Source organism: Pseudomonas sp. Irchel s3h9, from assembly GCF_900187475.1.
GTDB lineage: Bacteria > Pseudomonadota > Gammaproteobacteria > Pseudomonadales > Pseudomonadaceae > Aquipseudomonas > Aquipseudomonas neuropathica.
On the sequence record NZ_FYDH01000022.1, the window covers coordinates 40761 to 65213 of the forward strand.

Annotated in this window: 23 protein-coding genes; 10 read left to right on the plus strand and 13 right to left on the minus strand. The window is 57.9% G+C overall.

Annotated elements, in window-relative coordinates:
- Nucleotides 1-219: 219 nt before the first annotated feature.
- The 5 genes from CKW26_RS29935 to CKW26_RS27655 all read right to left on the minus strand — a co-directional run bounded on the left by CKW26_RS29935 (nucleotide 220) and on the right by CKW26_RS27655 (nucleotide 8795).
- On the minus strand, nucleotides 220-2064 hold the full coding sequence (locus tag CKW26_RS29935; protein WP_141231888.1) for a hypothetical protein: 1845 nt from the start codon (nucleotides 2062-2064) through the stop codon (nucleotides 220-222).
- 145 nt (nucleotides 2065-2209) lie between these two features.
- Nucleotides 2210-5755: a calcium-binding protein gene (locus tag CKW26_RS30345; RefSeq protein WP_256579972.1), complete on the minus strand. Its 3546-nt coding sequence runs from the start codon at nucleotides 5753-5755 to the stop codon at nucleotides 2210-2212.
- Nucleotides 5756-5989: 234 nt separating this feature from the next.
- Entirely contained in the window at nucleotides 5990-6619 is a 630-nt protein-coding gene (locus CKW26_RS27645) for a LysE family translocator (protein ID WP_038366975.1), read from the minus strand.
- A gap of 90 nt (nucleotides 6620-6709) precedes the next feature.
- Nucleotides 6710-8059, minus strand: coding sequence for an NCS2 family permease (locus tag CKW26_RS27650; RefSeq protein ID WP_007914003.1), 1350 nt, complete (start codon nucleotides 8057-8059; stop codon nucleotides 6710-6712).
- Nucleotides 8060-8348: 289 nt separating this feature from the next.
- A complete protein-coding gene (locus tag CKW26_RS27655; protein WP_095050939.1) occupies nucleotides 8349-8795 on the minus strand; it encodes a MarR family winged helix-turn-helix transcriptional regulator in 447 nt (148 codons plus the stop codon).
- A gap of 82 nt (nucleotides 8796-8877) precedes the next feature.
- Here CKW26_RS27655 and CKW26_RS27660 point away from each other — a divergent pair, with 82 nt between their 5' ends.
- Nucleotides 8878-10044, plus strand: a complete 1167-nt coding sequence (locus CKW26_RS27660) for a PLP-dependent aminotransferase family protein (protein WP_095050920.1) — start codon at nucleotides 8878-8880, stop codon at nucleotides 10042-10044.
- Between the two features lie 160 nt (nucleotides 10045-10204).
- Here the strand turns inward: CKW26_RS27660 and CKW26_RS27665 are convergent, their stop codons facing one another.
- The 5 genes from CKW26_RS27665 to CKW26_RS27685 form a co-directional block, all read right to left on the minus strand.
- Nucleotides 10205-10576, minus strand: coding sequence for a glutathione S-transferase N-terminal domain-containing protein (locus CKW26_RS27665; RefSeq protein WP_093441696.1), 372 nt, complete (start codon nucleotides 10574-10576; stop codon nucleotides 10205-10207).
- Nucleotides 10577-10680: 104 nt separating this feature from the next.
- On the minus strand, nucleotides 10681-11226 hold the full coding sequence (gene folE, locus CKW26_RS27670; RefSeq protein WP_003442011.1) for a GTP cyclohydrolase I FolE: 546 nt from the start codon (nucleotides 11224-11226) through the stop codon (nucleotides 10681-10683).
- A gap of 77 nt (nucleotides 11227-11303) precedes the next feature.
- Nucleotides 11304-11861, minus strand: a complete 558-nt coding sequence (locus CKW26_RS27675) for a Smr/MutS family protein (RefSeq protein WP_095050921.1) — start codon at nucleotides 11859-11861, stop codon at nucleotides 11304-11306.
- Nucleotides 11862-11935: 74 nt separating this feature from the next.
- Nucleotides 11936-12256 carry a hypothetical protein gene (locus CKW26_RS27680; protein WP_007914024.1) on the minus strand — a complete coding sequence of 107 codons (321 nt, stop codon included), beginning with the start codon at nucleotides 12254-12256 and terminating at the stop codon, nucleotides 11936-11938.
- A 130-nt stretch (nucleotides 12257-12386) separates the two neighbouring features.
- The gene (locus tag CKW26_RS27685) at nucleotides 12387-12977 is read right to left on the minus strand and encodes a cysteine hydrolase family protein (protein ID WP_007914026.1); all 591 of its coding nucleotides are present in this window, start codon (nucleotides 12975-12977) and stop codon (nucleotides 12387-12389) included.
- A 239-nt stretch (nucleotides 12978-13216) separates the two neighbouring features.
- On the opposite strand from CKW26_RS27685, the gene prmB reads away from it, so the two are divergent.
- Nucleotides 13217-14125: a 50S ribosomal protein L3 N(5)-glutamine methyltransferase gene (gene prmB, locus CKW26_RS27690; RefSeq protein ID WP_095050922.1), complete on the plus strand. Its 909-nt coding sequence runs from the start codon at nucleotides 13217-13219 to the stop codon at nucleotides 14123-14125.
- Between the two features lie 93 nt (nucleotides 14126-14218).
- Here the strand turns inward: prmB and CKW26_RS27695 are convergent, their stop codons facing one another.
- The gene (locus CKW26_RS27695; protein ID WP_093441710.1) at nucleotides 14219-15010 is read right to left on the minus strand and encodes a hypothetical protein; all 792 of its coding nucleotides are present in this window, start codon (nucleotides 15008-15010) and stop codon (nucleotides 14219-14221) included.
- A gap of 99 nt (nucleotides 15011-15109) precedes the next feature.
- On the minus strand, nucleotides 15110-16063 hold the full coding sequence (locus CKW26_RS27700; RefSeq protein ID WP_095050940.1) for an alpha/beta hydrolase: 954 nt from the start codon (nucleotides 16061-16063) through the stop codon (nucleotides 15110-15112).
- A gap of 130 nt (nucleotides 16064-16193) precedes the next feature.
- Between CKW26_RS27700 and aroC the strand changes: the two genes are divergently transcribed.
- The 5 genes from aroC to mtnC all read left to right on the plus strand — a co-directional run bounded on the left by aroC (nucleotide 16194) and on the right by mtnC (nucleotide 20413).
- Entirely contained in the window at nucleotides 16194-17285 is a 1092-nt protein-coding gene (gene aroC / locus CKW26_RS27705; RefSeq protein ID WP_095050923.1) for a chorismate synthase, read from the plus strand.
- A gap of 31 nt (nucleotides 17286-17316) precedes the next feature.
- Nucleotides 17317-18462: an MFS transporter gene (locus CKW26_RS27710; protein ID WP_095050924.1), complete on the plus strand. Its 1146-nt coding sequence runs from the start codon at nucleotides 17317-17319 to the stop codon at nucleotides 18460-18462.
- Nucleotides 18459-19085, plus strand: a complete 627-nt coding sequence (locus tag CKW26_RS27715; protein WP_095050925.1) for a methylthioribulose 1-phosphate dehydratase — start codon at nucleotides 18459-18461, stop codon at nucleotides 19083-19085. The genes CKW26_RS27710 and CKW26_RS27715 overlap by 4 nt, the downstream gene beginning before the upstream one ends.
- 94 nt (nucleotides 19086-19179) lie before the next feature.
- Nucleotides 19180-19725: an acireductone dioxygenase gene (locus CKW26_RS27720; RefSeq protein ID WP_095050926.1), complete on the plus strand. Its 546-nt coding sequence runs from the start codon at nucleotides 19180-19182 to the stop codon at nucleotides 19723-19725.
- 4 nt (nucleotides 19726-19729) lie between these two features.
- Nucleotides 19730-20413: an acireductone synthase gene (mtnC, locus tag CKW26_RS27725; protein WP_095050927.1), complete on the plus strand. Its 684-nt coding sequence runs from the start codon at nucleotides 19730-19732 to the stop codon at nucleotides 20411-20413.
- Nucleotides 20414-20593: 180 nt separating this feature from the next.
- On the opposite strand, the gene CKW26_RS27730 is transcribed toward mtnC, so the two are convergent.
- On the minus strand, nucleotides 20594-20872 hold the full coding sequence (locus CKW26_RS27730) for a DUF3509 domain-containing protein (RefSeq protein WP_008080936.1): 279 nt from the start codon (nucleotides 20870-20872) through the stop codon (nucleotides 20594-20596).
- 390 nt (nucleotides 20873-21262) lie between these two features.
- Here CKW26_RS27730 and CKW26_RS27735 point away from each other — a divergent pair, with 390 nt between their 5' ends.
- From CKW26_RS27735 to CKW26_RS27745, 3 genes are all read left to right on the plus strand, one after another.
- Nucleotides 21263-23101: a long-chain-acyl-CoA synthetase gene (locus tag CKW26_RS27735; protein ID WP_095050928.1), complete on the plus strand. Its 1839-nt coding sequence runs from the start codon at nucleotides 21263-21265 to the stop codon at nucleotides 23099-23101.
- A 97-nt stretch (nucleotides 23102-23198) separates the two neighbouring features.
- Complete coding sequence (locus CKW26_RS27740; protein WP_095050929.1) at nucleotides 23199-23717, plus strand: ankyrin repeat domain-containing protein; 519 nt, start codon at nucleotides 23199-23201, stop codon at nucleotides 23715-23717.
- 166 nt (nucleotides 23718-23883) lie between these two features.
- Complete coding sequence (locus tag CKW26_RS27745; RefSeq protein WP_095050930.1) at nucleotides 23884-24414, plus strand: hypothetical protein; 531 nt, start codon at nucleotides 23884-23886, stop codon at nucleotides 24412-24414.
- Nucleotides 24415-24453 lie beyond the last annotated feature (39 nt).

Sequence of the window (24453 nt, forward strand, 5' to 3'; positions counted from 1 at the left end):
TGATGCGGCCGGATATTCGGGAAGCGGATTCGATGTGCAATTGCGCGGCATCGTGTTTGCCCGACCCATTGGCTTCAAAGGCGTGATGTTCGGCAAAAACTCGCCACGGCGTGCGGTATATATGTATGGCGATGAGGGCAAGTGCTGCAGGGTGTTTCGAGGCGTTCGAAAGTCATGCCGACTCGCGCCGGCAGGGCCGGTGCGAGTCGTAGCGGGATCTCAGCGCTCCCTGAGCACGAACACCGAATCCGGAGTCGACTCAACCTTCAATACGCCCCCGATGAGCCAGACCACTTTGTTTTCCATGGTCGCGGTGGCCAGGGCGTGAAACGCCTCGTTGCCTATCCTGGCCGGCAGGCTGGGTTCTGCAAGTTCATTGCCCGGGGTGTGGGACAGGCCGACATGATCCACCACACCCAGTTTCATAAAATAAATCCGCTCACTGGTTCCGCGCCTGAATACCAGCGTTGGCATGCGGTGTTCGTATGTCAGGGGAAATATGTCATAGCCGCTGCGAACCAACAGGGCGCCAAGCAGGCGTCTGAGGTTCAGGTCGGTCGGGTAGGTTTTGTAGTGGTTCCATTCGACGGGAAAATGCTTGGGATCGAAGCTGAGTCGTTGCAGTTCGCCGTCGACCTGGGAGGGCATACGGATGAGTTTTTTACCGCGGAAATCGGTGGAAGGTGCCACTGCTAGCATGTTCAGCGGGTCGGCATACGCAGGTGCGGTGGGAAATGGCCGTTGTTTCCACTGATGCAGGACTGCCTGAATGTTGACCAGCCCGGTGCCGGTAATCATCGGTGTGTTGTCCGCGAGTTCGAACAGCCTTCTGGCGACGGCCCGTGCCGTGTCATCAGAGAAATCAGGGAATGTCTTGGCTACCGACTGCGAGATCGGTTCATCGAAGAAACGTTTTCCAGGGTGTATTTCTCCCGGATCGTTACCGATGCGAAATGTTGCAACAGGCTGCATCGAGGGCGCCGTACGGAGCATTTGTTCAAACGCATCGAAGTGTGTTGGCACAAAGTCAGGATGTTGCACAAAGTAGACTTTGGGGTGAGGGGTGGAACCCTTCGGCACCACCGGATAATGAAACCAGCCGAGCTGCACCGACTCCACCTGCGCTGGTTTGTTCAGATGGCCCCAGGGTAGCCAGAAAAACGGTGTTTGCTCGGCTGGAGCGCTGGCATCGAAGGTTATTGGTGCTAGTGGTTGTTCGGGGACGTTGACCCGCGCGCGTTTGCTTGGGCCGGGTTGCGGTTCGTCTGCTTCGGCCATTGGCCGCGACCTGCCTGCAGCGGGATGGTCGGGGGTTGGCAAGTGCGGATGCTTGCGGCGCCAGAGCACCGTTCCGGGAATCTGTTGAAAAAATACATCGGGCAAGTCTCTGCTTGTTGCCGAGGTCAGTTGATATTCACCTTGCAGGTTTTTCCGAACCATTACTGTGCCGTCTGCGGTATCGACGAAGGTATGTTTGAGTTTGTTGTATCGAAGTCCCCCCGTTGAGAGTTCTGCTCTGGTCAGCGTTTTTGCGTCATCGGGCGCAAGGTAGGTGAGGGACGGTGGCGTGGCAGGGGTGTCGGGTCGAGACTGTGTTGATTGCCAGCCAGGGCGCTGGATGTGCCAGCTGGCCTGGCCTTCAATCCTGGTCAGTACCGGGCCGGGAACACCGGGTGCAAAGGTCAGCGGAACGTAATAGTTGCCTTGCAGATCCCGTTCGACGACAAACCGGCCTTCGTTGCCGATTTGCGCGTAGGTTCGTTGATCCGGGCCGGTGAACAGACCCGTGTTTTCTCCGCTTGGTATCAGCTCGTGCAATCGATCCTGTGGCCAGGCGATTGCACTGCGGGCGGCACGGTAGGTATCGGGCATATCACTGACGATGACGACGGGCGGGCGAGTGGTGGCGATACCGGGAGGTCCCGTGGTCGAGTCGACGCCAGGCAGTGCTGATTCAGGCAGGTTTGCAGTGACGCGAGTACCCGAGCCTGACTGTGCAGGTCTGGTTGTAACAGTGGTATCTGCTGCCACTGTCACAGGAACTTTTTTGGGTGGTTTGGCCATGTGAAGTTACTCGTTGAGTGATGATGCGCGGGCACGTGCCTCAGCGCATTTTTCAGGCGCACTCGTCCGCATCCCTGTGGACACGTTCGGTTACTGCACTTCGGAGTGCGCACGTGGTTATCGGTTTTTGACGGGGGTGCGCGCGTCAAGCAGAGGGAGCAGTCATCAACGGCGGCTGTGCAAAGAGGGGGAGTTCTTGATGGCTGCACCGATTGACCACTTGCAGTGCTGAGTATTCAACGCGAGATTTGTCTCTGCGCAGGATCCAGCCGTGTGCGGGAAAGTTGTAACTCAGCGCCTCGGGACGGTTGTCGGCGAGCACGATGTTTCTCACTTTGATCTCTTGATTGGCCATTGCTGCAAAAGCCTCGGGCAAGTCTTTTGCCGAGCCGGGGTCTTCAAAGAAGCGGGCATCCAGACCATCCAGGTAAACCCTGTCGAAAGAGAGATCGACGGTATGGACAACCCCTTTCTCGGTAATGACTCGGACCTGATCGATCAGGTCTTCGCTTTCGTACTCCGGCAAATGAATAATGCAGGTGCCGATGTGCAGCTGGTTATTTTCCAGCCTGATCTCGACCTTGCCGAGTTTCGTCGCGTCGAGGTCCCAGGTGGAAGAGTAAGGCAGTCTGGCAGGGGCGTTTGCGAGTGCTCCCGGGGTAGACAATCTGATCGCTATATCGGCAACCAGGTGAATCAGGTAGGTGGAACCAGTACCTTCAAGATTCTGGATCGAGGTTTGCTCGGGATAGGAAAAAAGCGAACCGCATCCCGCCCTGTCGAATTTGAAGGGTTTGGTTTCAGGTAACTCAAAAGGAGTCTGATCTGTGCGCCGTGGCAGTGGTAGTGAGAGCTGCGTCGTCCAAGTATCAAAATCATTCGGATTATGGCTTTCAAGGGGGCAAACATCGGTTTCCGGTGTCAGTTGCAAATTGACCGTGACGCCACCTTTAAAAATGAGCACGACCCGGTAGTTGGGACGTGCGGCCATGGTTCGCAAGATCCTGATCATGTTTCTGGGGGCAAGTCCACCTTCCGCATAGGCGAACAAGCCAAATTTCAGTGTGTTGTGGCCGAAGTGATAAATCAGGTCGCATCCCGCAAAAAGTTCTCCATTTGACTTCTTCTCTCCCGAGGTGAAGTGCGCTTCAACCTGTGTCAGTTCGCTGATGTCGTAATCAAGATGCAGACGAACCACCGCTTCGGCACGTTTCACCAACCGGATTGTCGTGTTTTTCCTGGACCTTGGCAGGTAGTAACTCGCATCACGCTGATGATCGATCAGGCACTCGGGAGCGTGGAGGATAAGGGGTCTTTCGGGTGTTCCTTTTTTTACAACGACTACTTCGATTTCGAGGTTGTGGCCATTTTCGATGCTGTCGGGCAGGTCTGGGGCGTCAGGCAGTTTTAACGAGTAGCCGTCGCCGGTCATGAACGTGAATTTATTATTCTGCAATACGAAGTTGTTCGCGTCTTTCTTATACAGGCCTTGAATGATCACGACACTTTTCGGGTCGTCCGCAAATGCGAACCGGGAACTGATGATCAGCGCGCCATTCTCGATTGCCCAGCTTTCGATCAGTTCGTATTTCCAGTTGAGCAAAACAATACTTTCTTCTATGCCGTCTTCGATGATGGCAATACGGCCTGGTTTGTGGTCAATGATGTATTCGTCAATGCCAGCCTCACCCGAGGCTGTTGCTCCGGGATACGTCAGATGGATTTGATCATTTCCGGGCCCCGCATTGATGGTGTCCTGGCCGCGCGAATTAATGATGTTGCGTTTATCCGAACCGGTCACAACACTGATGGCCCCGCTGACCGTTTCAACATTCTCGATACTTTCCAGAAGGCTGTGGAGAGTATATTTTTCACCCTCTTCTACAGACGGATCGGTTGCGATTACCTGCAGGGTTTGGGCCAGCAGATCGACGTCATAGCCTTTTCTATCGTTGCGGCGTGTGTAATTGCTTCCAGCCAGAACAAGCGTGTCGTTGCCTGCGCCGCCTTTCAGTGTTGAATACTCAGAAAACTGGGCATCCTGTACAAGCAGATCCCCTGCACCCTCGAACACGAAGCGGTCGTCTTTCTCACCCCCGGTCAGCTGTTTTTTTCCCGATCGGTAGTGAAAGCTGTTGGGTTTGTTTTCAACGCCCTTGATTGAGTCCTGGCCCTCGCTGATGAACCAGAGAATGCCCTTGTTTTCGCCAACCGTACCCAACTCTGCACCAGGCGTATCCTTGGAAACCCCGTTACGGGCGTCAATGATGTCATCGCCTCCCTTGATCTCGGGAACCTGGATCGTTTCCCAACGGTCCTGTTTGGTCCACCAGTTACGCTTGCGCACTCGGGAGGGTTTGAGGTGGACTTCAAACTTGCCATTAACGATGGCTTCGGTTGTGTCCTTTAGTTGCCCATCCAACAGTTTTCTGGCTGTTTCTTTCAATTGTTTCGCGTGTTGGAGCCTGGTTTTTGCCAGCAGATAGCGGTTTTGCACGGCCTGGTCAGGGTCCATCATGCAGAACGAAAACCAGCCTGTGCGCCAGCGCTCGTCCAGCGTCAGTTCGATGTAGTCATCAATGTCGTCGACCACGCGTACCGCGCCATAAATTTGCGATCCGATGGCCAGGATTGCTCCAGCTGCAAGCCCGACCGGGCCTGCAAATGAAAAGCCTGCCAACGCTGCCGCACCGAGGATGATCGTCATGGCGGCGCTGGTAATACTCAATCCAGCGCTCACGTAATGGTCCATGGCTTCTTTTCCGACGGCATTTTCAGCGGCATTGATCGATCTGACAGCGGTGAAGATATCGAACGGCAATGTCAGTGCGCCGCCGATCAAACCGCCGGAGCGACCCAGCCTCAGGGCAAACCGGGTTTTGGCAAAATCCATAAGGGCGCCTTGCCCGGCCGAGAGCATATTCGACGCAATTTTGCTGACGGCGATGTCAACAACAATGGAACCCACTTCCGTACCAATACCCAAGCTGTTGATGGCGACTTCGGTGGTGTTGTTTGCTTTGATAGCATCCACCACACCGCGTAAACCCATGAATATGCCGAAAGCTTGGATGCCGACACTCGAACCGAGCGCGGCGTAACTTTTCGCCAGGGACACCCAGCGAGGATTATGTTTGGGCAGGTTTGCGTGATACAGATCCAGTTTCTGTGCGGAATCCAGTAGTTTTACCAATTTGCTACGGTAGTTACCTTCGTCTGTAGAAGCTTGCGAACTTTCTCTTATCAGGTGAGGGGCCGTCAGTGGGCGTTCGCTGGCCATTTCGAAAAGCAGTGTCGTCAACAAATAACTGTCCTTGCCTGTTGACGATTTCATATGGTGTTCAATGTCGACAGCACTGAACTGCAACGCGTTGATGAAAGATCGCTTGGGTACCCGGAAAAAGGTGCTTTTGCCACTCAGTGGTTGGCCGTCAAACGTGGCGCCCAAGGCATAAAGTGACACTCGTGTTATTGAAATATTGCCGATTTGCAGCGGGCCGAATACGGAGTCGACTATTTTCAATTGATCGACTTTGCTTTTTACTTTGATGCTGGTTGTTTCATCAGTTTCGGGTTTGAAATCAATGGTCGAAACATGATGTTCATTGCGCTCGAAACGCATGTCGGCGATGACGACGGCGTCGGTGATCTCTGCAGTTTCCAATGACGCTTTACGTATCAGGGTGGCCATGTGAACTTCCTTGTTCTGGCGGGTTTTTATTTATTTGAGTCGTGATAGTACGGTCGCCTTTTGAACGATGTACATCAACGGGTTGTTGCTGTGTATTGCGCTTGAGGGATGCAGTTGTTGCGGCGGGGAGATGTCGCGAGCAACACGAGCGGTCGCTGCGAATGCCATCCCTGACTTGAGTTTTTCAAGTCAGGGATGGCTACAGATAAATAAAAAGTTTGTGATCCAAATGTCTCAGTGACTGCTGAGCAACGATGCCGCGCCGGCGCCTCCGAACAAGCCGGCACTGATCCGGTTGAACCAGCTCTGTCCTTTGCCACTGCGCAAGTAACGCGCTGCGCCGTGGGCTCCGAGTCCGTAGGCCAGTTTGCACAGCAGATCCAGCAGAGTCCAGGTGGCGATCATCACCAGCAACTGCGGCAGGAAGGGCTGTTCGGCGCTGAGGAATTGCGGCAGGAAAGCGGCGAAGAACAGGATGTCTTTCGGGTTGCTGGCGCCCAGTACAAAGGCGCGCCCGAACAACGCGCGAAACCGTGGAACGGCGGCAGCTTGTGGCACGACGGCGCCGACCGATGGCTGGCGCGATTGCTGCCAGCTCTGCCAGGCCAGATAGAACAGATAGAGTCCGCCGACGATTTTCAGGGCACTGAACAGTTGCTCCGATGCCAGCAACAAGGCACCCAGCCCCAACGCCGAAGCACTGAGCAGGCAGATAGAGGCGAATACGCCACCGAGAAATGCCGGATAAGAACGGCGCAACCCATAATTCAGACTGTTGCTGATCATCAACAACGACAGTGGCCCCGGAATCAGAATCACCACCAATGCAGCGCCGCTGAACAGCAGCCAGGTTTCCAGACTCATCACTTTCCTCCTTTTTTTGTTGTACTCAAGAATGTGCAAAAGCCCCACCCGATTGGGTGAGGCTGTGTTGAAGCTTGAACCGCGTGACGCTTACAGGAAGATGAACTTGGCGATGAAAATCGCGCAGAGCACCCACAGGCTCACGGAAATTTCCTTGTACTTGCCGGTACCAGCCTTCAACGCCACGTAGGTGATGAAGCCCAGCGCGATGCCGTCGGCGACCGAAAAGGTCAGTGGCATCATGATCGCGGTGACGATGGCCGGGATCGCGTCAGTGGCTTCGTCCCATTCGATGTGGGCCATGCCGCCCATCATCAGCATCGCCACATAGATCAGTGCACCGGCGGTGGCGTAAGCGGGAATCATGCCGGCCAGCGGTGCGAAGAACATCGCCGCTATAAATAGCACACCTACGGTGACTGCGGTAAGACCAGTCCGACCACCAGCGGCTACGCCAGCGGCACTTTCTACGTAACTGGTGACTGGCGGAACACCGACCACGGCACCGAACACGCTGGATGCACTGTCGGCTTTCATCGCGCGGGAGAGGTTTTCGATACGGCCGTCAGCATTCACCAGATTGGCGCGCTGGGCGACGCCCATCAGCGTGCCGGCGGTGTCGAACATGTGCACAAAGAGGAAGGCGAGCACCACGCTGATCATGCTGACGTTAAACACGCCGGCGACGTTCATGGCCATGAAGGTCGGAGCCAGGCTTGGCGGGGTCGACATGATCCCTTCGTAGTGCACGATGCCCAGGCCCCAACCGGCCAGGGTCACGGTGATGATGCTGATGAGGATTGCGCCGAAGACTCGGTGGTAGCTGAGGATCGCGATCATCAGAAAGCAGATGGCCGCGAGCAGTGGGCCAGGTTCGCGCAGGGAGCCGAGTTTGATCAGTGTGGCCGGGCTATCGACGACGATACCCGCGGTTTTCAAGCCGATCAGGCCAAGGAACAGACCGACACCGGCACCCATCGCAAAGCGCAGGCTGACTGGAATGCTGTTCAGCAGCCACTCGCGAATTCGCGAGAAAGTCAGGATCATGAACAGCACACCGGAGACGAACACCGCACCCAGTGCAGTTTCCCAGTTGTAGCCCATGGTGCCGACCACGGTGTAAGTGAAGAATGCGTTGAGGCCCATGCCCGGCGCCAGACCCACTGGCCAGTTGGCGTACAGGCCCATCAACAGGCAGCCCAGCGCGGCGGCGATACAGGTGGCGACGAAGGCTGCACCGTGATCGATCCCGGCATCGGCCATGATGTTCGGGTTGACGAAGATGATGTAAGCCATGGTGATGAAGGTTGTCAGACCGGCAATCAGCTCGGTCTTCACCGTGGTGCCGTGCAAGCTGAGTTTAAACAGACGTTCCAGCAAGCCACTGCGTAATGGCGGCGAGAGGTCCAGCGTCGATGCTTCGGATTTGCGGCTTTCCACAGCGAGTACTCCTCAAGAGTTTTATTGTTATTTCCAGGGCCGGACCCATGAGGGGTGGCAGCGGCCCTTTGAGGCATACGCGAATTTGTTGACCATGCGGTCAGGAACTCGCACGCTGTGGATTATGCTTTTGTGTACAAATAAAGCAAATATTGTTTTTGGTTTTGTTTACGAAAGTTCCGTCGATAGCGATATATCGCCTGCACTGGCCCCTTCGCGAGCAGGCTCGCTCCCACGTTTGAAATGCGTGCCCCTGTGTGCGAGCTTGCCCGCGAAGAGGCAGTCCCATTCAGTCGAGAGCCGTCTGACTTTTCCCCAGCGCCATATTCACCGCCAGCCAGCCATTCACCGCCGCCTCGCCAGCCTCGGCAAACACTCGCTCCAGCAATTTCACCTGCTCACGCCGCAGCGCCTGTTCAAACTTCGCGCCTTCGGCCGTCAACTCCAGCAGACGCTTTCGCTTGTCGGCCTCGGACGCCACGCTGTCGACCAGATGTATTTCCTGTAACTGTCGCAACGGCATGTTCAAGGCCTGCTTGCTCACGCCAAGCAATCCCAGCAATTCCTTCACGCTCAAATTCGGGTATCGAGCGATGAAAAACACAATTCGCTGATGTACCCGCGACAGCCCACGGCGCTCGAGCATTTCATCAGCCTTGGCAGTGAAGGCCTGATAGCCGAAGAAAAACGCTTCCATCGCCTGTTGTTGGCTCGCGGGGTTTTTAAGGTCAAGCATGTTGACGTACTCGCTCAAGCTGTCGTAATTTCAGTCAACCAGTTTGACTCATTATTCCCATGCCTCGCTACCGGTGACTTCCATGGCCTTTTCCGAACGTGTCGCGCGCCTTAAAAGCTCTTTGATCCGTGAAATCCTTGCCGCCGCCCAGCGCCCGGAGGTCATGTCGTTCGCTGGCGGCTTGCCGGCCGAAGCGATGCTGCCGAAGGTCGAGTGGGCTGACATGCCGCTGTCACTCGGCCAATACGGCATGAGCGAAGGCGAACCGGCATTGCGCGAAGCATTGGCAGCGGAGGCGAGGGCGCTGGGCCTGGAGTGCACCGCAAGTCAGGTACTGGTGGTCAGCGGCTCGCAGCAAACCCTCGATCTGGCGGCCAAGCTGTACATCGACAAGGGCACGGAAATTCTGCTTGAAGCGCCGACCTATCTCGCCGCATTGCAGATTTTCCAGCTATTCGGCGCCGATTGCCTGACCGTGCCGCAAGAAGCCGACGGCCCGAATCTGGCGCAATTGCGCAGTCGTCTCGAACAGCACCGGCCAGCGTTCATTTACCTGATCCCGACGTTCCAGAATCCGTCCGCCGTGCGTTACAGCGAAGCCAAGCGTGCAGCCGTAGCGGCATTGCTCGACGAATTCGGCGTCACCCTGATCGAGGACGAACCCTACCGCGAGCTGACTTTCGATGGCGGCAGCGCCAAGCCGATTGCCGGGCGTCTGCAGAAGGCGAGCTGGATCTACACCGGCACCGTGTCGAAAACCTTGTTGCCCGGTTTACGCGTCGGTTACTTGATCGCCAGCCCGGACCTGTTCCCGCATCTGCTCAAACTCAAGCAATCGGCAGATCTGCATACCAACCGCATCGGTCAGTGGCAGGCCCTGCAATGGATCGGCAGCGACAAGTATCTGCAGCATCTGAGTGAGTTGCGCGGCTTCTATCGGCAACGGCGCGATGCCTTCCAAACGGCGCTGGAAACGCACTTTTCTGATCTCGCCGACTGGAACATGCCGCAGGGCGGGCTGTTTTTTTGGCTGACGTTGAAGCAGCCGCTGGATACGCGAACGTTGCTCAATGAGGCGTTGGCCAATGACGTGGCGTTTATGCCGGGGGAGCCGTTCTTTCCGGATCCGGATAACCATCATGGGCATTTGCGCTTGAATTTCAGCCACATTGATCCGGCGCGACTGGATGAAGGGCTCAAGCGATTGGCGGCGGTGGTGCGCCAGGCGCTGCTAGAGAAAGCGGCCTGAAAACAATAAACCGGCTCGAGGGCCGGTTTATTTTTGTCTGGGATTTGCGGTGGCTGAGAGGGTCCCTTCGCGAGCAGGCTCACTCCCACAGTGGAAATGCATTCCAAAGGGTGGGAGCGAGCCTGCTCGCGAAGGCGTCAATCAACCCACAACATAATCATCAGACAGCGGCAAACCGCTTATCCAGATAATCAATAATCACCTTGGACTCATACATCCAGGTTGTCTGGCCATTCTCTTCAATGCGCAGGCAAGGCACCTTGATCCGGCCACCCTGATCCAGCAGCGTCTGACGATCCTGCTCGTTGTTCTTCGCATCCTTCAGCGCCACCGGTACATTCAGGCGACGCAGTGTGCGGCGGGTTTTCACGCAGAACGGGCAGGCATGGAACTGATACAGGGTCAGGCCTTGTGCGGCGGCGTTGACCTGGGCCTGAGTTTCGGCAGGACGCTGTTTCTTGCCCGGGCGGGTGATGAAGTCGATGAAGATAACCAGTTGGCCGAGGCCGACACGAAGCGCTTTGACGAACACGTTTAAAGCCTCACGGTGCAAATTGAGAAAGGCGCGCAGCTTACCCGATTTTTCACGGACGAAAAAAAACCGGCGATGAATGCCGGTTTTCTTCGCGCAACGAATTACTTGATGAGGCTGAGGAATTCGCTGCGGGTCGCTGCGTTTTCGCGGAACTCACCGAGCATCACCGAAGTGATCATCGACGAATTCTGCTTCTCGACACCGCGCATCATCATGCACATGTGCTTGGCCTCAATCACCACGGCTACGCCCAGCGCGCCGGTGACTTGCATCACTGCATCGGCGATCTGACGGCTGAGGTTTTCCTGGATCTGCAGGCGACGGGCGTACATGTCGACGATCCGCGCGACCTTAGACAGGCCCAGCACTTTGCCGCTCGGGATGTACGCAACATGCGCCTTGCCGATGAACGGCAGCAGGTGGTGTTCGCACAACGAGTACAACTCGATGTCCTTGACCAGCACCATTTCGCTGTTGTCGGAGCTGAACAGGGCACCGTTGGTGACCTCTTCGAGCGTCTGTTCATAACCGCGGCAGAGGTACTGCATGGCTTTGGCGGCACGTTTTGGCGTGTCGAGCAGGCCCTCGCGGGACACGTCCTCGCCCAATTGGCCGAGAATCGCGGTGTAATTCTGTTCCAGGGACATGAAACTACCTGTGGGGATTTTCGCAAAGGGCAAGGGTACGGTGGCGGACACAACCCTGCAAGTTCGGTGTAACGCGATTATTCGTCGCGGCCTTCCATCATGGTGCGTTTGAGCATCACGTAAACCGCGCCGGCACCGCCGTGTTTCGCCTGGCATGAGCAGAATCCGAGCACTTGGGTATGCTGGCGCAACCAAGTGTTGACGTGGCTTTTGATCATCGGCCGCTTGCCGTCCAGGCGCACAGCCTTGCCGTGGGTGACGCGTACGCAGCGGATTTCGAATTTAGTCGCTTCTGCAAGAAAGGCCCAGAGGGTTTCGCGGGCCTTTTCCACGCTCATGCCGTGCAGGTCGAGGCTGCCTTCGAACGGGATCTGGCCGACCTTGAGCTTGCGCATCTGACTTTCCTGCACGCCGTCACGGGACCACATCAACTCGTCTTCCGGGCCGACGTCGATCACGAACTGGTCGGAAAGGCCATCCACGGTAGCAGTGTCGGTGCGCACGGTGGCGGACTGGCGCAGCTTGGCGATCTGTGCGCGGTCAGCCTTGGGTTTGCCGGTGTCGGCGCGGTCGTGCTTGATCGGCTTGACGCCTTGGATCGCACTTTTGAACAGGGAAAAATCGTCGTCTTGCATGTCAGCCTCCGCGAAGGGCGGCCAGTTTACCCAAGTCGAAACAAAACGGCCCGGCAAAAAGCCAGGCCGGTGATTCAGTCGTGTTTTTTCATCAGGTGCGGGGACATGTTCAGTTCCCGCGATTGCCGGGCGCGACGCCGGCAACGACGCCACAGGGCGACACCGAAATACAGAAACAGCAAGCCGACTGCCAGAATGATCGCCGAACCCATCGGCGTGGCATTCAAATCACCGAGCGCTGGCGGGCGCCCGAGCAGGCTGGCGGCCCCGGCCATCGCCAGCAGCACACCGAACGTCGCCAGAATGGCGGCAATCGCCGCGCCGAATCGAAAACGCCAGTTGCTTTGGCCTTTGGGCCGCAAGCGGCGTGCGTCAAATCCATCGGATAACTTCATTCCGACCTTCCTCAATGGGTATCGGCCCTTCGACCGGGAGTTGACCGGGTTGTTCCTGAGGCTATGGCATTTGCGGCAAATGAGAGGATTTTGCAGATGAGCGGCGCCGCGAGCCGCCCATCAGAGCCGATCAGATCAGGTCTTGAGTCAACGCGAGCGTGGCGAAATTGTCCGCCATGATCGCCATTTCGGCTTCCTGCACCACGGCGGCGCTGAGCACTCGGCCCTTGAATGGCAGGTCGCGGGTGGCGCAGGCGTCTTCGACCAGAGTGCAGCGGAAACCCAGATTCTTCGCCGCACGTACGGTGGTGCTGACACTGGAGTGGCTCATGAAACCGCAGACGATCAGGTCCAGTGAGCCAAGGTTTTGCAAACGGTCCAGCAACTCGGTGCCGTGGAACGCGCTCGGCAGCAGTTTGCCGATAATGGTTTCATCGCCCTGTGGCTCGAGGCCAGGGATGAATTCGCCGCGTTCGCCCTGCGGGTCGAACAGGCCGCCGACGGTGCCGAGGTGACGCACGTGCACGATCGGCCGACCGGCTGCACGGGCTGCGGCAACCACTTGCTTGATGTTTGCGACGGCCGCGTCCATGCCGCTCAGGGCCAGCGGGCCACTGAGATATTCTTTCTGGGCATCGATGATGACCACGGTGGCATGGCTCAGTGTGGCCGCTGCGTAACCGCGACCGCTGAGTTGAAACATCGTTTTTGGAACGGACATTCTGGGGCTCCTTGGGGTGGGGCTTTTGCGACATTGTCCTCTGGCTGAGCGGTTCTGTGAATCGCTACCATCGTAGGCACCGTCGTTATTGGCCTGCAGCCTTGTCAAGTTACACGTTCTGTTCAATAGCCGATGCAAAAAACAGAAAACTCCTACCGTCGGTGCGATGTTTTTCCTGCGTCGTCGTCGCGCGTTTTGGCTGCTAGAATCGCCAGTCGTTTTTTCTGGAGTTCTGCCCCGTGATCACTTCCCGACTTCGTACCCTGCGCGACCATATTCGTTGGGCCGTCAGCCGCTTCCATGGGGAGGATCTGTTTTTCGGCCATGGCACCGACAATGCCTGGGACGAAGCGCGGCAGCTTGTGCTGGGAGCTTTGCACCTGCCTTGGGAAATCGCCGACAGCTACCTCGATTGCGCGCTGGAAGACGACGAGCTGGTCAATTTGCAGCGTTTGCTCAAGCGCCGTATCGAAGAGCGCATTCCGACCGCTTACCTGTTGGGTGAGGCATGGTTCTGCGGCATGTCGTTCATCGTCGATGAGCGTGTGTTGATCCCGCGCTCGCCGATTGGCGAACTGATCGAAAACCGTTTCGCCCCGTGGATCGGCAGCGAGCCTGCGCGGATTCTCGACCTGTGCACCGGTTCCGGTTGCATCGGTATCGCCTGTGCCTACGAGTTTCAGAACGCCGAAGTGGTGCTGGCCGATCTGTCGTTCGAAGCGCTGGAAGTGGCCAACCAGAACATCGAGCGCCATGGCGTCGATGAGCGCGTCTATACCGTGCAGGGCGATGGGTTTGATGGCTTGCCGGGCCAGCGTTTCGACCTGATCGTGTCGAACCCGCCTTACGTGGATGCGGAAGATTTCGCCGACATGCCGGACGAATATCAGCATGAACCGGAGCTGGGCCTGGCGTGTGGCGACGATGGCTTGAACCTGGTGCGACGCATGCTCGCTGAAGCGGCCGATCATCTGACCGAGAAGGGGTTGTTGATTGTCGAGGTGGGCAACAGCCAGGTACACGTTGACGCGTTGTACCCGGAAGTCGATTTCGCCTGGCTCGAATTCGAGCGTGGCGGGCATGGCGTGTTCATGTTGACGGCGGAGCAGTGTCGCGATCATCAGGCGCTGTTCGCTGCCCGCGTCTGACCCGTTAAAAGCAAAAGATCGCAGCCTTCGGCAGCTCCTACAGGGATTACCGCATTCCAATGTAGGAGCTGCCGAAGGCTGCGATCTTTTGATCTACCGGTGCGTAGCAATCCAGATCAACAGCCCCGCCTGAAACACCGCAAACGCCACCAGACAGGTAATGGTGAAACGCAGCCCGGCGTCTTCACGCTTGAACTTGCTGACCTTCTCTTCCTGTTTCTTCAGCTTCACTTCCTGCTCAGCCAGATTCTGTTCGGCCTGCTGCAGCATCTGTGCCGCTTCAAGAATCTCGACGATCTGCAGCTTTTCGCTGTTCCAGTCGCCGAGCAAATCGCCGACCAATACATCCTTGACGCTGCCCTTCAAGTGCTGGGCATCGGCGTACACCACATCAAAACCATGCACCCGCAGGAAATGATCGCGACGCAGACGGGTGTCTTCGTTCAGCGCGTCCTTGTTGTTCAAGTCCATGCCGTCAACGGTGTAGGTCGGCCAGCGCTTTTTCGCCCAATTGATGCCTTGCGCGGCCATGTAACGGCCGATGCCACGGTTCATTGGTTCGATCTGCAAGCCACTGTCGGGGCCGAAGTGCACACGTTTGGTCGTGTGATCGACCCACACGTCCAGCTGATTCTGCTCTTTGCGCACACGCTGGCCGGGCAGCTTGATCGTCATGCGCATCAGGCTTTTTTCTTTGCTGTTGCGCTCGGCATAGCCGAATTCGACGAAGCGCAAGGGGCGGCCGCCAGTGTTGCGGTCGGTCTGCAATGGGGCCAGGCGGAGCATCTTGTGGTGCTCGACGTGGACATCCGCCCACGGCAGCTCGACCGCTGGCGGTGCGTCTTTTTCAGCGGTGGTGTCGGGTGAAGTCGGGGTATCAGTCATAACGGCGAGATCCTGTCCAAGCCCTGCTTGTCGCCAGCCGTTGCGCTGGCGACAAAGGCTTATCGGCCGTTTTTTGCAGGACTAGAGGGTAAACCGCGCTTAACGGGTGCGAAGTCCGTCAATAAACTCGATGATCTTCGCGCCAAGTTCCGCCGCCAGTGGCAAATTCGGATCCTTGTACGAAGCCAATTGCCGCTTCATATCGTTGTGGACGATGCGCATGACGTGGTTCATGCCGTCGATCACCGCCAGTTCGGCGTCGGGTTTGGCGGCTTTCAGCGCCCGCGCATCGCCAACGCCGACCTGCATGTCGTTGCTGCCCTGGACGATCAGCGCCGGCATCTTCAATTGCGCGAAGGCTTTCGCGGGATCCTGACGGAACAGCGAAATCAGATACGGCTGCACGCTCGGACGGAAAATCACCTGCAGCGGTTGCGGCACATTGTCGTCAGTCTGGCCGGCCTTGAGGCTGTCGAGCAATTCATTGCTGCGTAGCATCAACGGAGGTGGGAGGCTGCGAGCCAATTGCTCGCGGATCACCTGATCGACCGGGCGCGCGCTGCCGGACAGAGAAATCACCGCAGCGGCATCCACTTTCGGCGCGGCGAGGCTGGCAATCAGCGCGCCTTCACTGTGGCCGAGCAGGATCAGCTTGCCGAAACGCGGGTCAGTCTTGAGCTTCTGCCCCCATGCCACCGCGTCCGCCGCGTAGGCCTCCACCGACAAATTGCGCTCATCCGGCGTCGCCGCCAGGCTCGTCGCAACACCGCGCTTGTCGTAACGCACACTGGCGATATTGTGTTTGGCCAGCACCCACGCCAGGCGCTTGAGGCTGTCGTTGCGCCCGCCGTCGGGGTTGTTTCCGTCGCGATCCGTAGGACCGGAGCCAGAAATAATCAGGACAACCGGCACCGGGTTGTCAGATTTTGGCAGCAGCAGCGAACCGAAAAGTTCGCCGGTGCCGGTATCCAAAGTGACCGGGCGTTGTAGGACCGTCGCTTGGGCAAAGCCCGCAAAGAGGGTAAGACTCAAGATCAAAACTCGCAGCATCATCACGCCATCATTCGCCAAGGTGCCGGTTGGACTCGCCAGCACCACTAAGGTTCGAGGATGAACTACTCGGTTAGCCTGCGTATACTGGCGCGCATCACGAATTTGGGTTTGATTTCACGGAGCGTCCTGCATGTCCGGCAATACCTACGGCAAGTTGTTCACTGTCACCACCGCTGGCGAGAGCCATGGTCCGGCGTTGGTCGCCATTGTCGACGGCTGCCCGCCGGGCCTGGAGATCTCCCTCGAAGACCTGCAGCGCGACCTCGATCGCCGCAAGCCAGGCACCAGCCGCCACACCACCCAGCGTCAGGAAGCCGACGAAGTCGAAATCCTCTCTGGCGTATTCGAAGGCCGCACCACCGGTTGCTCGATCGGCCTGCTGATCCGCAACACCGACCAGAAGTCCAAGGACTACTCGGCGATCAAGGATCTGTTCCGCCCAGCCCACGCCGACTACACCTACCACCACAAATACGGCGAGCGCGACTACCGTGGCGGTGGTCGCAGCTCGGCGCGCGAAACCGCGATGCGCGTGGCGGCCGGTGCGATTGCGAAGAAATACCTGGCCACCCAAGGCATCGTCATTCGTGGCTACATGAGCCAGCTCGGCCCGATCGAAATCCCGTTCAAGACCTGGGATTCGGTGGAAGAGAACGCTTTCTTCTGCCCGGACCCGGACAAAGTGCCGGAGCTTGAGGCCTACATGGATCAATTGCGTCGCGATCAAGACTCGGTTGGGGCGAAGATCACTGTCGTTGCCGAAGGCGTGATGCCGGGTCTGGGCGAGCCGATCTTCGATCGCCTCGATGCTGAACTGGCCCACGCACTGATGAGCATCAACGCGGTGAAAGGCGTGGAAATCGGCGCCGGTTTTGCCTCGGTTGCCCAGCGCGGCACCGAGCACCGCGATGAAATGACCCCGGAAGGTTTCCTCAGCAACAACGCGGGCGGCATCCTCGGTGGTATTTCGTCCGGTCAGCCGATCGTTGCGCATCTGGCCTTGAAGCCGACGTCGAGCATCACCACCCCGGGCCGTTCGATCGATATCCACGGCAACCCTGTGGACGTGATCACCAAGGGCCGTCACGACCCGTGCGTCGGCATCCGCGCCACGCCGATTGCCGAAGCGATGATGGCCATCGTGCTGATGGATCACTTGCTGCGTCACCGTGGCCAGAACGCCGATGTGCGCGTGAGCACCCCGGTGCTGAGCCAGCTTTGATGGCGGGCTCTGAAGCCGTCGCGGCATAACCGTGACGGCGCTCCCTTACTGGCGGCTGTCCAGTTTCTATCTGTTCTATTTCGCCTTGCTCGGGTCGACAGCGCCGTTTCTGGCGCTGTACTTCGACCACCTCGGCTTCAGTCCCGCGCGGATCGGTGAGCTGGTCGCGATCCCGATGCTGATGCGCTGTGTGGCGCCGAACATCTGGGGCTGGCTCGGCGATTACACCGGCAAACGCCTGGCCATCGTGCGCTTCGGCGCGGTGTGTACGCTGCTGACTTTTTCGTTGATTTTCGTCAGCAAAACCTACGCCTGGCTGGCGATGGTCATGGCGCTGCACGCGTTCTTCTGGCACGCGGTGCTGCCGCAGTTCGAAGTCATCACCCTGGCGCATTTGCAGGGGCAGACCTCGCGCTACAGCCAAATCCGCTTATGGGGCTCGATCGGTTTCATCATCACCGTGGTCGCGCTTGGCCGATTGTTCGAATGGCTCAGCCTCGATATCTACCCGGCGGCGCTGGTGCTGATCATGGCTGGCATCGTCCTCAGCAGCTTGTGGGTGCCGAACGCGCAACCGCCGCAAGGCAATCGGCCGAGCGGGGAGGGCTTTCTCAAGCAACTGCGCAACCCCGGCGTGCTGGCGTTCTATGGCTGCGTGGCGCTGATGCAATTGAGCCACGGCCCGTATTACACCTTTCTGACCTTGCACCTTGAACGCCTCGGCTACACCCGCGGCACCATCGGCATGCTCTGGGCCGTGGGTGTCGTTGCCGAAGTGCTGATGTTCATGGCGATGAGCCGGATTCTTGCGCGGTTTTCCCTGCGCCGGGTGCTGATGGCAAGTTTTCTGCTGGCGGCGCTGCGCTGGTTGCTGCTAGGTTCGTTCGCCGAGTTCTTGTGGGTGCTGTTGTTTGCGCAGGTGCTTCACGCGGCGACCTTCGGCAGTTTTCACGCCGCTGCCATCGCTTTCGTGCAACGTAGCTTCGGCGCGCGCCAGCAAGGGCAGGGCCAGGCGCTGTACGCCGCACTGGCCGGCACCGGCGGCGCCATGGGCGCGTTGTATTCCGGCTACAGCTGGAATGCCCTCGGCGCGACATTGACCTTTAGTATTGCCAGTCTCGCGGCGCTCGCTGCTGCCGTTATCATTGCCACACGTATGCAAGAGGACAGGCCATGAGCCTTACGCGTGAACAACTCGCCCAGCAAATCGTCGATGCCGGGCGCTTTCTTTATGGTCGCGGCTGGTCGCCGGCCACCAGCAGCAACTATTCGACGCGCCTCTCGCCAAGCGAAGCGCTGCTGACCGTGTCGGGCAAGCACAAGGGCCAGTTGAGTGTGGACGATGTGCTCGCCACCGACCTTTCCGGCAATAGCCTGGAACCGGGCAAAAAGCCGTCCGCCGAAACCCTGCTGCACACCCAGCTGTATAGCTGGCGGCCGGAGATCGGCGCAGTGCTGCACACCCATTCGGTCAATGCCACGGTGCTGTCGCGCCTGACTCCGCAAGACTTTATCGAGTTCGAAGACTACGAGCTGCAAAAAGCCTTCAGTGGCATCTCGACCCACGAATCGCGGGTGCGCGTGCCGATTTTCGACAACGATCAGGACATTGCGCGCCTCGCCGCCAAGGTGCAGCCTTGGCTCGACGCCCATCCTGATTGTGTCGGTTACCTGATTCGCGGCCACGGCCTCTACACCTGGGGCGCGCAGATGAACGACGCGCTGCGGCAGATCGAGGCCTTTGAATTTCTGTTTGAATGCGAGTTGAAAACCCGCAGCGTCATGAACCGCCAAGGCTGACTTCACCAGAAGTAGCCCATTTGCCTGATGAAATGCTGTGCCCGACCGGTCTGCAAGAACCGGACGGCAAGGCCGATACCGAGGAATTGCCCCAATGAGCAGCCTGTCCGTCTATCACGTCTCAAGCCCTGAGATTCCGAACAAGGTGCTGACCCACTTTGAAGACATCGCCTCGACCCTGGCCGAGCAGGGCGTGCGCTTCGACCGCTGGCAAGCCGCCGCAAAGATCCAGCCCGGTGCCACCCAGGAAGAAGTGATCAGCGTCTATAAAGAGCAGATCGACCAACTGATGACCGAGCGCGGTTACATCACCGTCGACGTGATTAGCCTGAACAGCGATCACCCGCAAAAAGCCGAGCTGCGCGCCAAGTTTCTCGAAGAGCATCGCCATGGCGAAGACGAAGTCAGATTTTTCGTCGCCGGCCGTGGGTTGTTTACCTTGCACATCGATGATTACGTCTACGCCGTACTCTGCGAAAAGAACGATTTGATCTCGGTGCCGGCCGGCACCAAGCACTGGTTCGACATGGGCGAGCATCCGCACTTTGTCGCGATCCGTCTGTTCAACAACCCTGAAGGCTGGGTTGCCAATTTCACCGGCGAAGACATCGCCGGCCGCTTCCCGCGTCTGGAGGACTGATTCGATGTCGATCAAAGCCATTGTTACGGACATCGAAGGCACTACCAGCGCGGTGAGTTTCGTCTTCGACGTGCTGTTTCCGTTTGCCGCTAAACACCTGCCGGAATTTGTCCGCCAGAACGCCGAGCGCCCCGATGTGGCCGAGCAACTGGAGGCCGTGCGCCGTGACAGCAATGCGCCGCAGGCCGATGTTGAACGGGTTGTTGAAATTCTCTTGAGCTGGATCGAGGAAGATCGCAAAGCCACGCCGCTCAAGGCCTTGCAAGGCATGGTCTGGGCGCAGGGTTATCACGCCGGGCAATTGAAGGGGCATGTTTACCCGGATGCCGTTGAAGCGCTGCAGCGCTGGCATGCTGCCGGTTATCAACTATTTGTGTACTCGTCGGGTTCGATTCAGGCGCAGAAACTGATTTTCGGCTGCTCGGAGGCGGGGGATCTGACGCCGTTGTTCAGTGGTTATTTCGACACGACTTCAGGGCCCAAGCGTGAGGCGCAGTCCTACACCAATATTCAGAAAGCCATCGGCGTTGAACCGGGGGAGATCCTGTTTCTCTCGGACATTGTTGAAGAACTCGACGCCGCTCAGTCGGCAGGCCTGCAAACCTGCGGCCTAGCCCGCGAAGGCGGGGAGCTGGGCAGCCATATCACCGTCGACACGTTCACCGGAATAGAACCCGAAGCCTTCTGACCTCACCGATCTAGTGTGGGAGCGAGCCTGCTCGCGAAAGCGTGCGTTCAGCCAGCATTTTCAGTGGCTGACACACCCTATTCGCGAGCAGGCTCGCTCCCACAGGTTTTGCATAAGCCACAAAAAACAGGCCGTGAAGCGAAAGCTCCACGGCCTGTTTTGTTTAATGCGCTTTAAAAATTACAGCGAGTGATATGTCGGCAGAGCAAAACGCTGCTGGCTCTGCAGCATGGCAATTTGCGGCAACTCACTGGCTTGTTCTGCCAGGTCACGACGAATTGCACTGATCGCCCACGACAGTTGGTCGCCGGCATGCAGTTGTTGATAAGTCAGTGCGCGTTTGAACACTTTGCCGTCGCTGCTGCGCAGGGTCAGCAGGATCCCGCCATCGGGACGTGGCGCAGTGGTGACGTCGAAGTTGGAGAACAGGGAGGTAAATTTTTCTTGGATCAGGCTCATGTCTTTCAGCTCCGTATGCACTTGAATGGCAAGCATGCAGAGGAGGTTGCAGCGATTGTGCCAGCATTTGAAAATAAAATAATCGTTATAAATCAAAGAGTTAAAAATAATTAAAATTCAGGTTGTCGTGCAAAGTGCATGAATGGCCATCGTGCATCCTGCATTTTGCGGGATCGATATCGATTCGATTGAACCAATCGCAGATCCGCAGATCCGCTGTGCTCGCTAAAGAGCAGCGGATACAAAACATTGCAAAAACCGCGTGTACAGCCCGAGAAGCGCTGACGTATTTTCGACCTCGACCTGTGCTCGAATGCGCCGGTTGCTTCAAGTCAAAGCCCGAAAAATAAAAACATCGACCTGCACGTCAAGGTCGAACGGGGAGTTGTCATGAGTCACGCGCCAAGCGACACGATTACCTGGGGCATGATGCTCCGCAAACTGCCGATGATTGCCAAAGCCATCCCGCGGGTGGTCAAGGGCATGAAGGTGGCCAACGTCACGGATCCGACCCAAAGCTGTGGCCTTGGCTGGACATTCGAGCAAGCGACACTGCGCAATCCCGAGGGGCCGGCGTTATTGCACGGCGATGTGCGGCTGACCTATGCGCAGGTCAACCAGTGGGCCAACCGCATCGCTCACTATCTGAACGGGCAGGGCATCGGCAAGGGCGACGTGGTCGCGGTGTTTATCGAAAACCGCCCGGAACTGCTGGTGACCATTCTGGCGCTGGCCAAGGTCGGCGCGGTCAGCGCGCTGCTCAACACCTCGCAGACGCGTGACACACTTGTCCACAGTGTGAATCTGGTGGCGCCGGTGGCGATTATTGTGGGCGAAGAACTGCTTGCGGCGTATGCGGCGATTCGCGATCAAGTAGCGATCACTGCACCGCGCACCTGGTTTGTCGCCGATCAGGACACCTACAGCCATCCGGGCATTGCGCCCGACGGGTACGTCAATCTGATCAGCGCCAGTGCCGACGCCTCCAGCGAGAATCCGCCGAGCAGCCAGCAGATCTTCTTCGACGATCCGTGTTTCTACATTTATACCTCCGGCACCACCGGCCTGCCCAAGGCCGGGGTGTTCAAGCATGGGCGCTGGATGCGCAGCTCCGCCAGTTTCGGCATGATCGCCCTTAACATGAGTCCAGACGATGTCGTCTATTGCACTTTGCCGCTGTACCACGCCACCGGTCTTTGCGTGTGCTGGGGTTCGGCGGTAAACGGTGCCTCGGGCTTCGCGATCCGTCGCAAGTTCAGCGCCAGTCAGTTCTGGAGCGACGTGCGCCGCTACCGTGCAACCACCATTGGTTACGTCGGCGAGCTGTGCCGTTACCTGGTCGATCAACCGGCCAGCGCCGATGACAGCCGTCACGATGTGCGCAAGATGATCGGCAACGGCTTGCGCCCCGGCGCTTGGGCCGAGTTCAAGACACGTTTTGCCGTCGAGCACATCTGTGAGCTGTACGCGGCGAGCGACGGCAACATCGGATTCACCAACATTCTCAACTTCGACAACACCATCGGTTTCTCCCTGATGGCTTGGGAATTGGTCGCCTACGATCATGACAGCGGCGAGCCGATCCGCAGTCCTGACGGATTCATGCGCAAGGTCGGCAAAGGCGAGCAGGGGCTTTTGCTGGCACGGATCGATGAAAAAGCTCCATTGGACGGCTACACCGATCCACAGAAAACCGCCAAGGTCGTGTTGCACGACGTGTTTAGCAAAGGCGATCGTTTTTTCAACACCGGCGACCTGCTACGCAACATCGGCTTCGGCCACGCTCAATTTGTCGATCGCCTCGGCGACACCTATCGCTGGAAGGGCGAAAACGTCTCGACCACCGAAGTCGAAAATCTTCTGCTGCAACACCCGCATATTTCCGAGGCGGTGGCTTATGGCGTGGAGATCTGCAATACCAACGGCCGCGCCGGTATGGCGGCGATCACCCCGGCGGAATCCCTTGCGACGCTGGATTTCGCCGAGTTGCTGACTTTTGCCCGGGAGCGCATGCCAGCTTATGCCGTGCCGTTGTTCCTGCGAGTGAAGGTCAAGATGGAAACCACTGGCACCTTCAAATACCAGAAAACCCGACTCAAGAACGAAGGCTTCGATCCCGGCCAGACGGGGGATGACCCGATCTTCGCATGGCTGCCCGGCACGCAGACTTACGTTCGGGTCACCGATGAAGTGTTGGCGGAAATTCATCAGGGCAAGCATCGTTATTGAATCTGGCTATGGCTCGACTTGAGAAAAAGGGGGTGACAGCCACCGTCTCGCTCGGGAAACTGTCGGCTTTCCGATTGACCGAAAGTGGAGTTGCCCCATGTCCGACCAAAGCCGCCAGATGACCCCTGAAGAAGCTGCCGAATTCACCGAGCAGGTTTTCAACAAGGCGCGCGACGGTGATGCCGAGATGCTTGATCGCCTGGTCACGGCCGGTTTGCCAGTCAACCTGAAGAACAGCAAGGGTGACACGTTGTTGATGTTGGCCAGCTATTACGGCCATCTGGATGCGGTGCAGGTGTTGCTTAAACACAAGGCCGACCCGGAAATGCGCAATGGCAACGGCCAGAGCCCGATTGCCGGCGCCGCATTCAAAGGCGATCTGCCGGTGGTCAAGGCGCTGGTCGAAGCGGGCGCAGAGATCGAAGGCTCGTCGTTTGATGGGCGTACGGCGCTGATGATGGCGGCGATGTTCAACCGCGTTGAAATCGTTGATTACCTGATCAGCAAGGGTGCCAATGCGCAAGCCAAGGACGCCAATGGCGTGACAGCGCTGGATGCGGCGCGCACGATGGGGGCGGTTGATACCACCGCGCAGCTGGAAAAACTGCTGGCCTGACGGGCCTCAAAAGATCGCAGCTTGCGGCAGCTCCTACATTGAACGCGTTGGCCTGCCATTCCGTGGATGAGCGCTGAACGTAGGAGCTGCCGAAGGCTGCGATCTTTTGCTTTGTGCGCTATCCTCCGCGCCCTCGAAATTCACCTTCGCCACAGGATCAGACCTCATGAAAGCCGCACTCGTCGAACTCATCAGCAAAATCAGCTCTGGCTGCATGGGCGAGGACGAGATCGTGAAAGTGGCTGACGAAGCCGCGCAAGCCTACGCCGATGCCGATGCCTTTCTGGCAGCCAATCCGGACATCAACTACGACGACACATTCCCGATTGCGTTGGGCGAGTGGGTCGTGGTCGGCAGCCTGCCGGAAACCGTGCTGTTCCAGGCCGACACCTACGTTGACCTGTTTGCACAGATCGTCGCCTCGTTCGGCCCGGGCGTGGATTTCAACCTCAAACCCAAGCAACTGGCCAAGACCGAAGCCCTGACTGCACTCAACCGCATCCAGGTGCAAATGAGCAGCATGAACAAGGAAAACGGCGGTTACACGCTGATGGACTTCAGCCAGTTGCTCGACGACGAACTGCAGGTGGTACTGGTCTACGGTAACGATGTGTCACGGGTGCTGGAGTTGTGCGCCGAAGTCGGTATCGCCGCTGCGCCATCGCTCGAAGCGCTCAAGATCGCCGTGCACGTCTGAGCGAGATAGCAATAAAAGGGAACCCTGCGCGCGACCGTC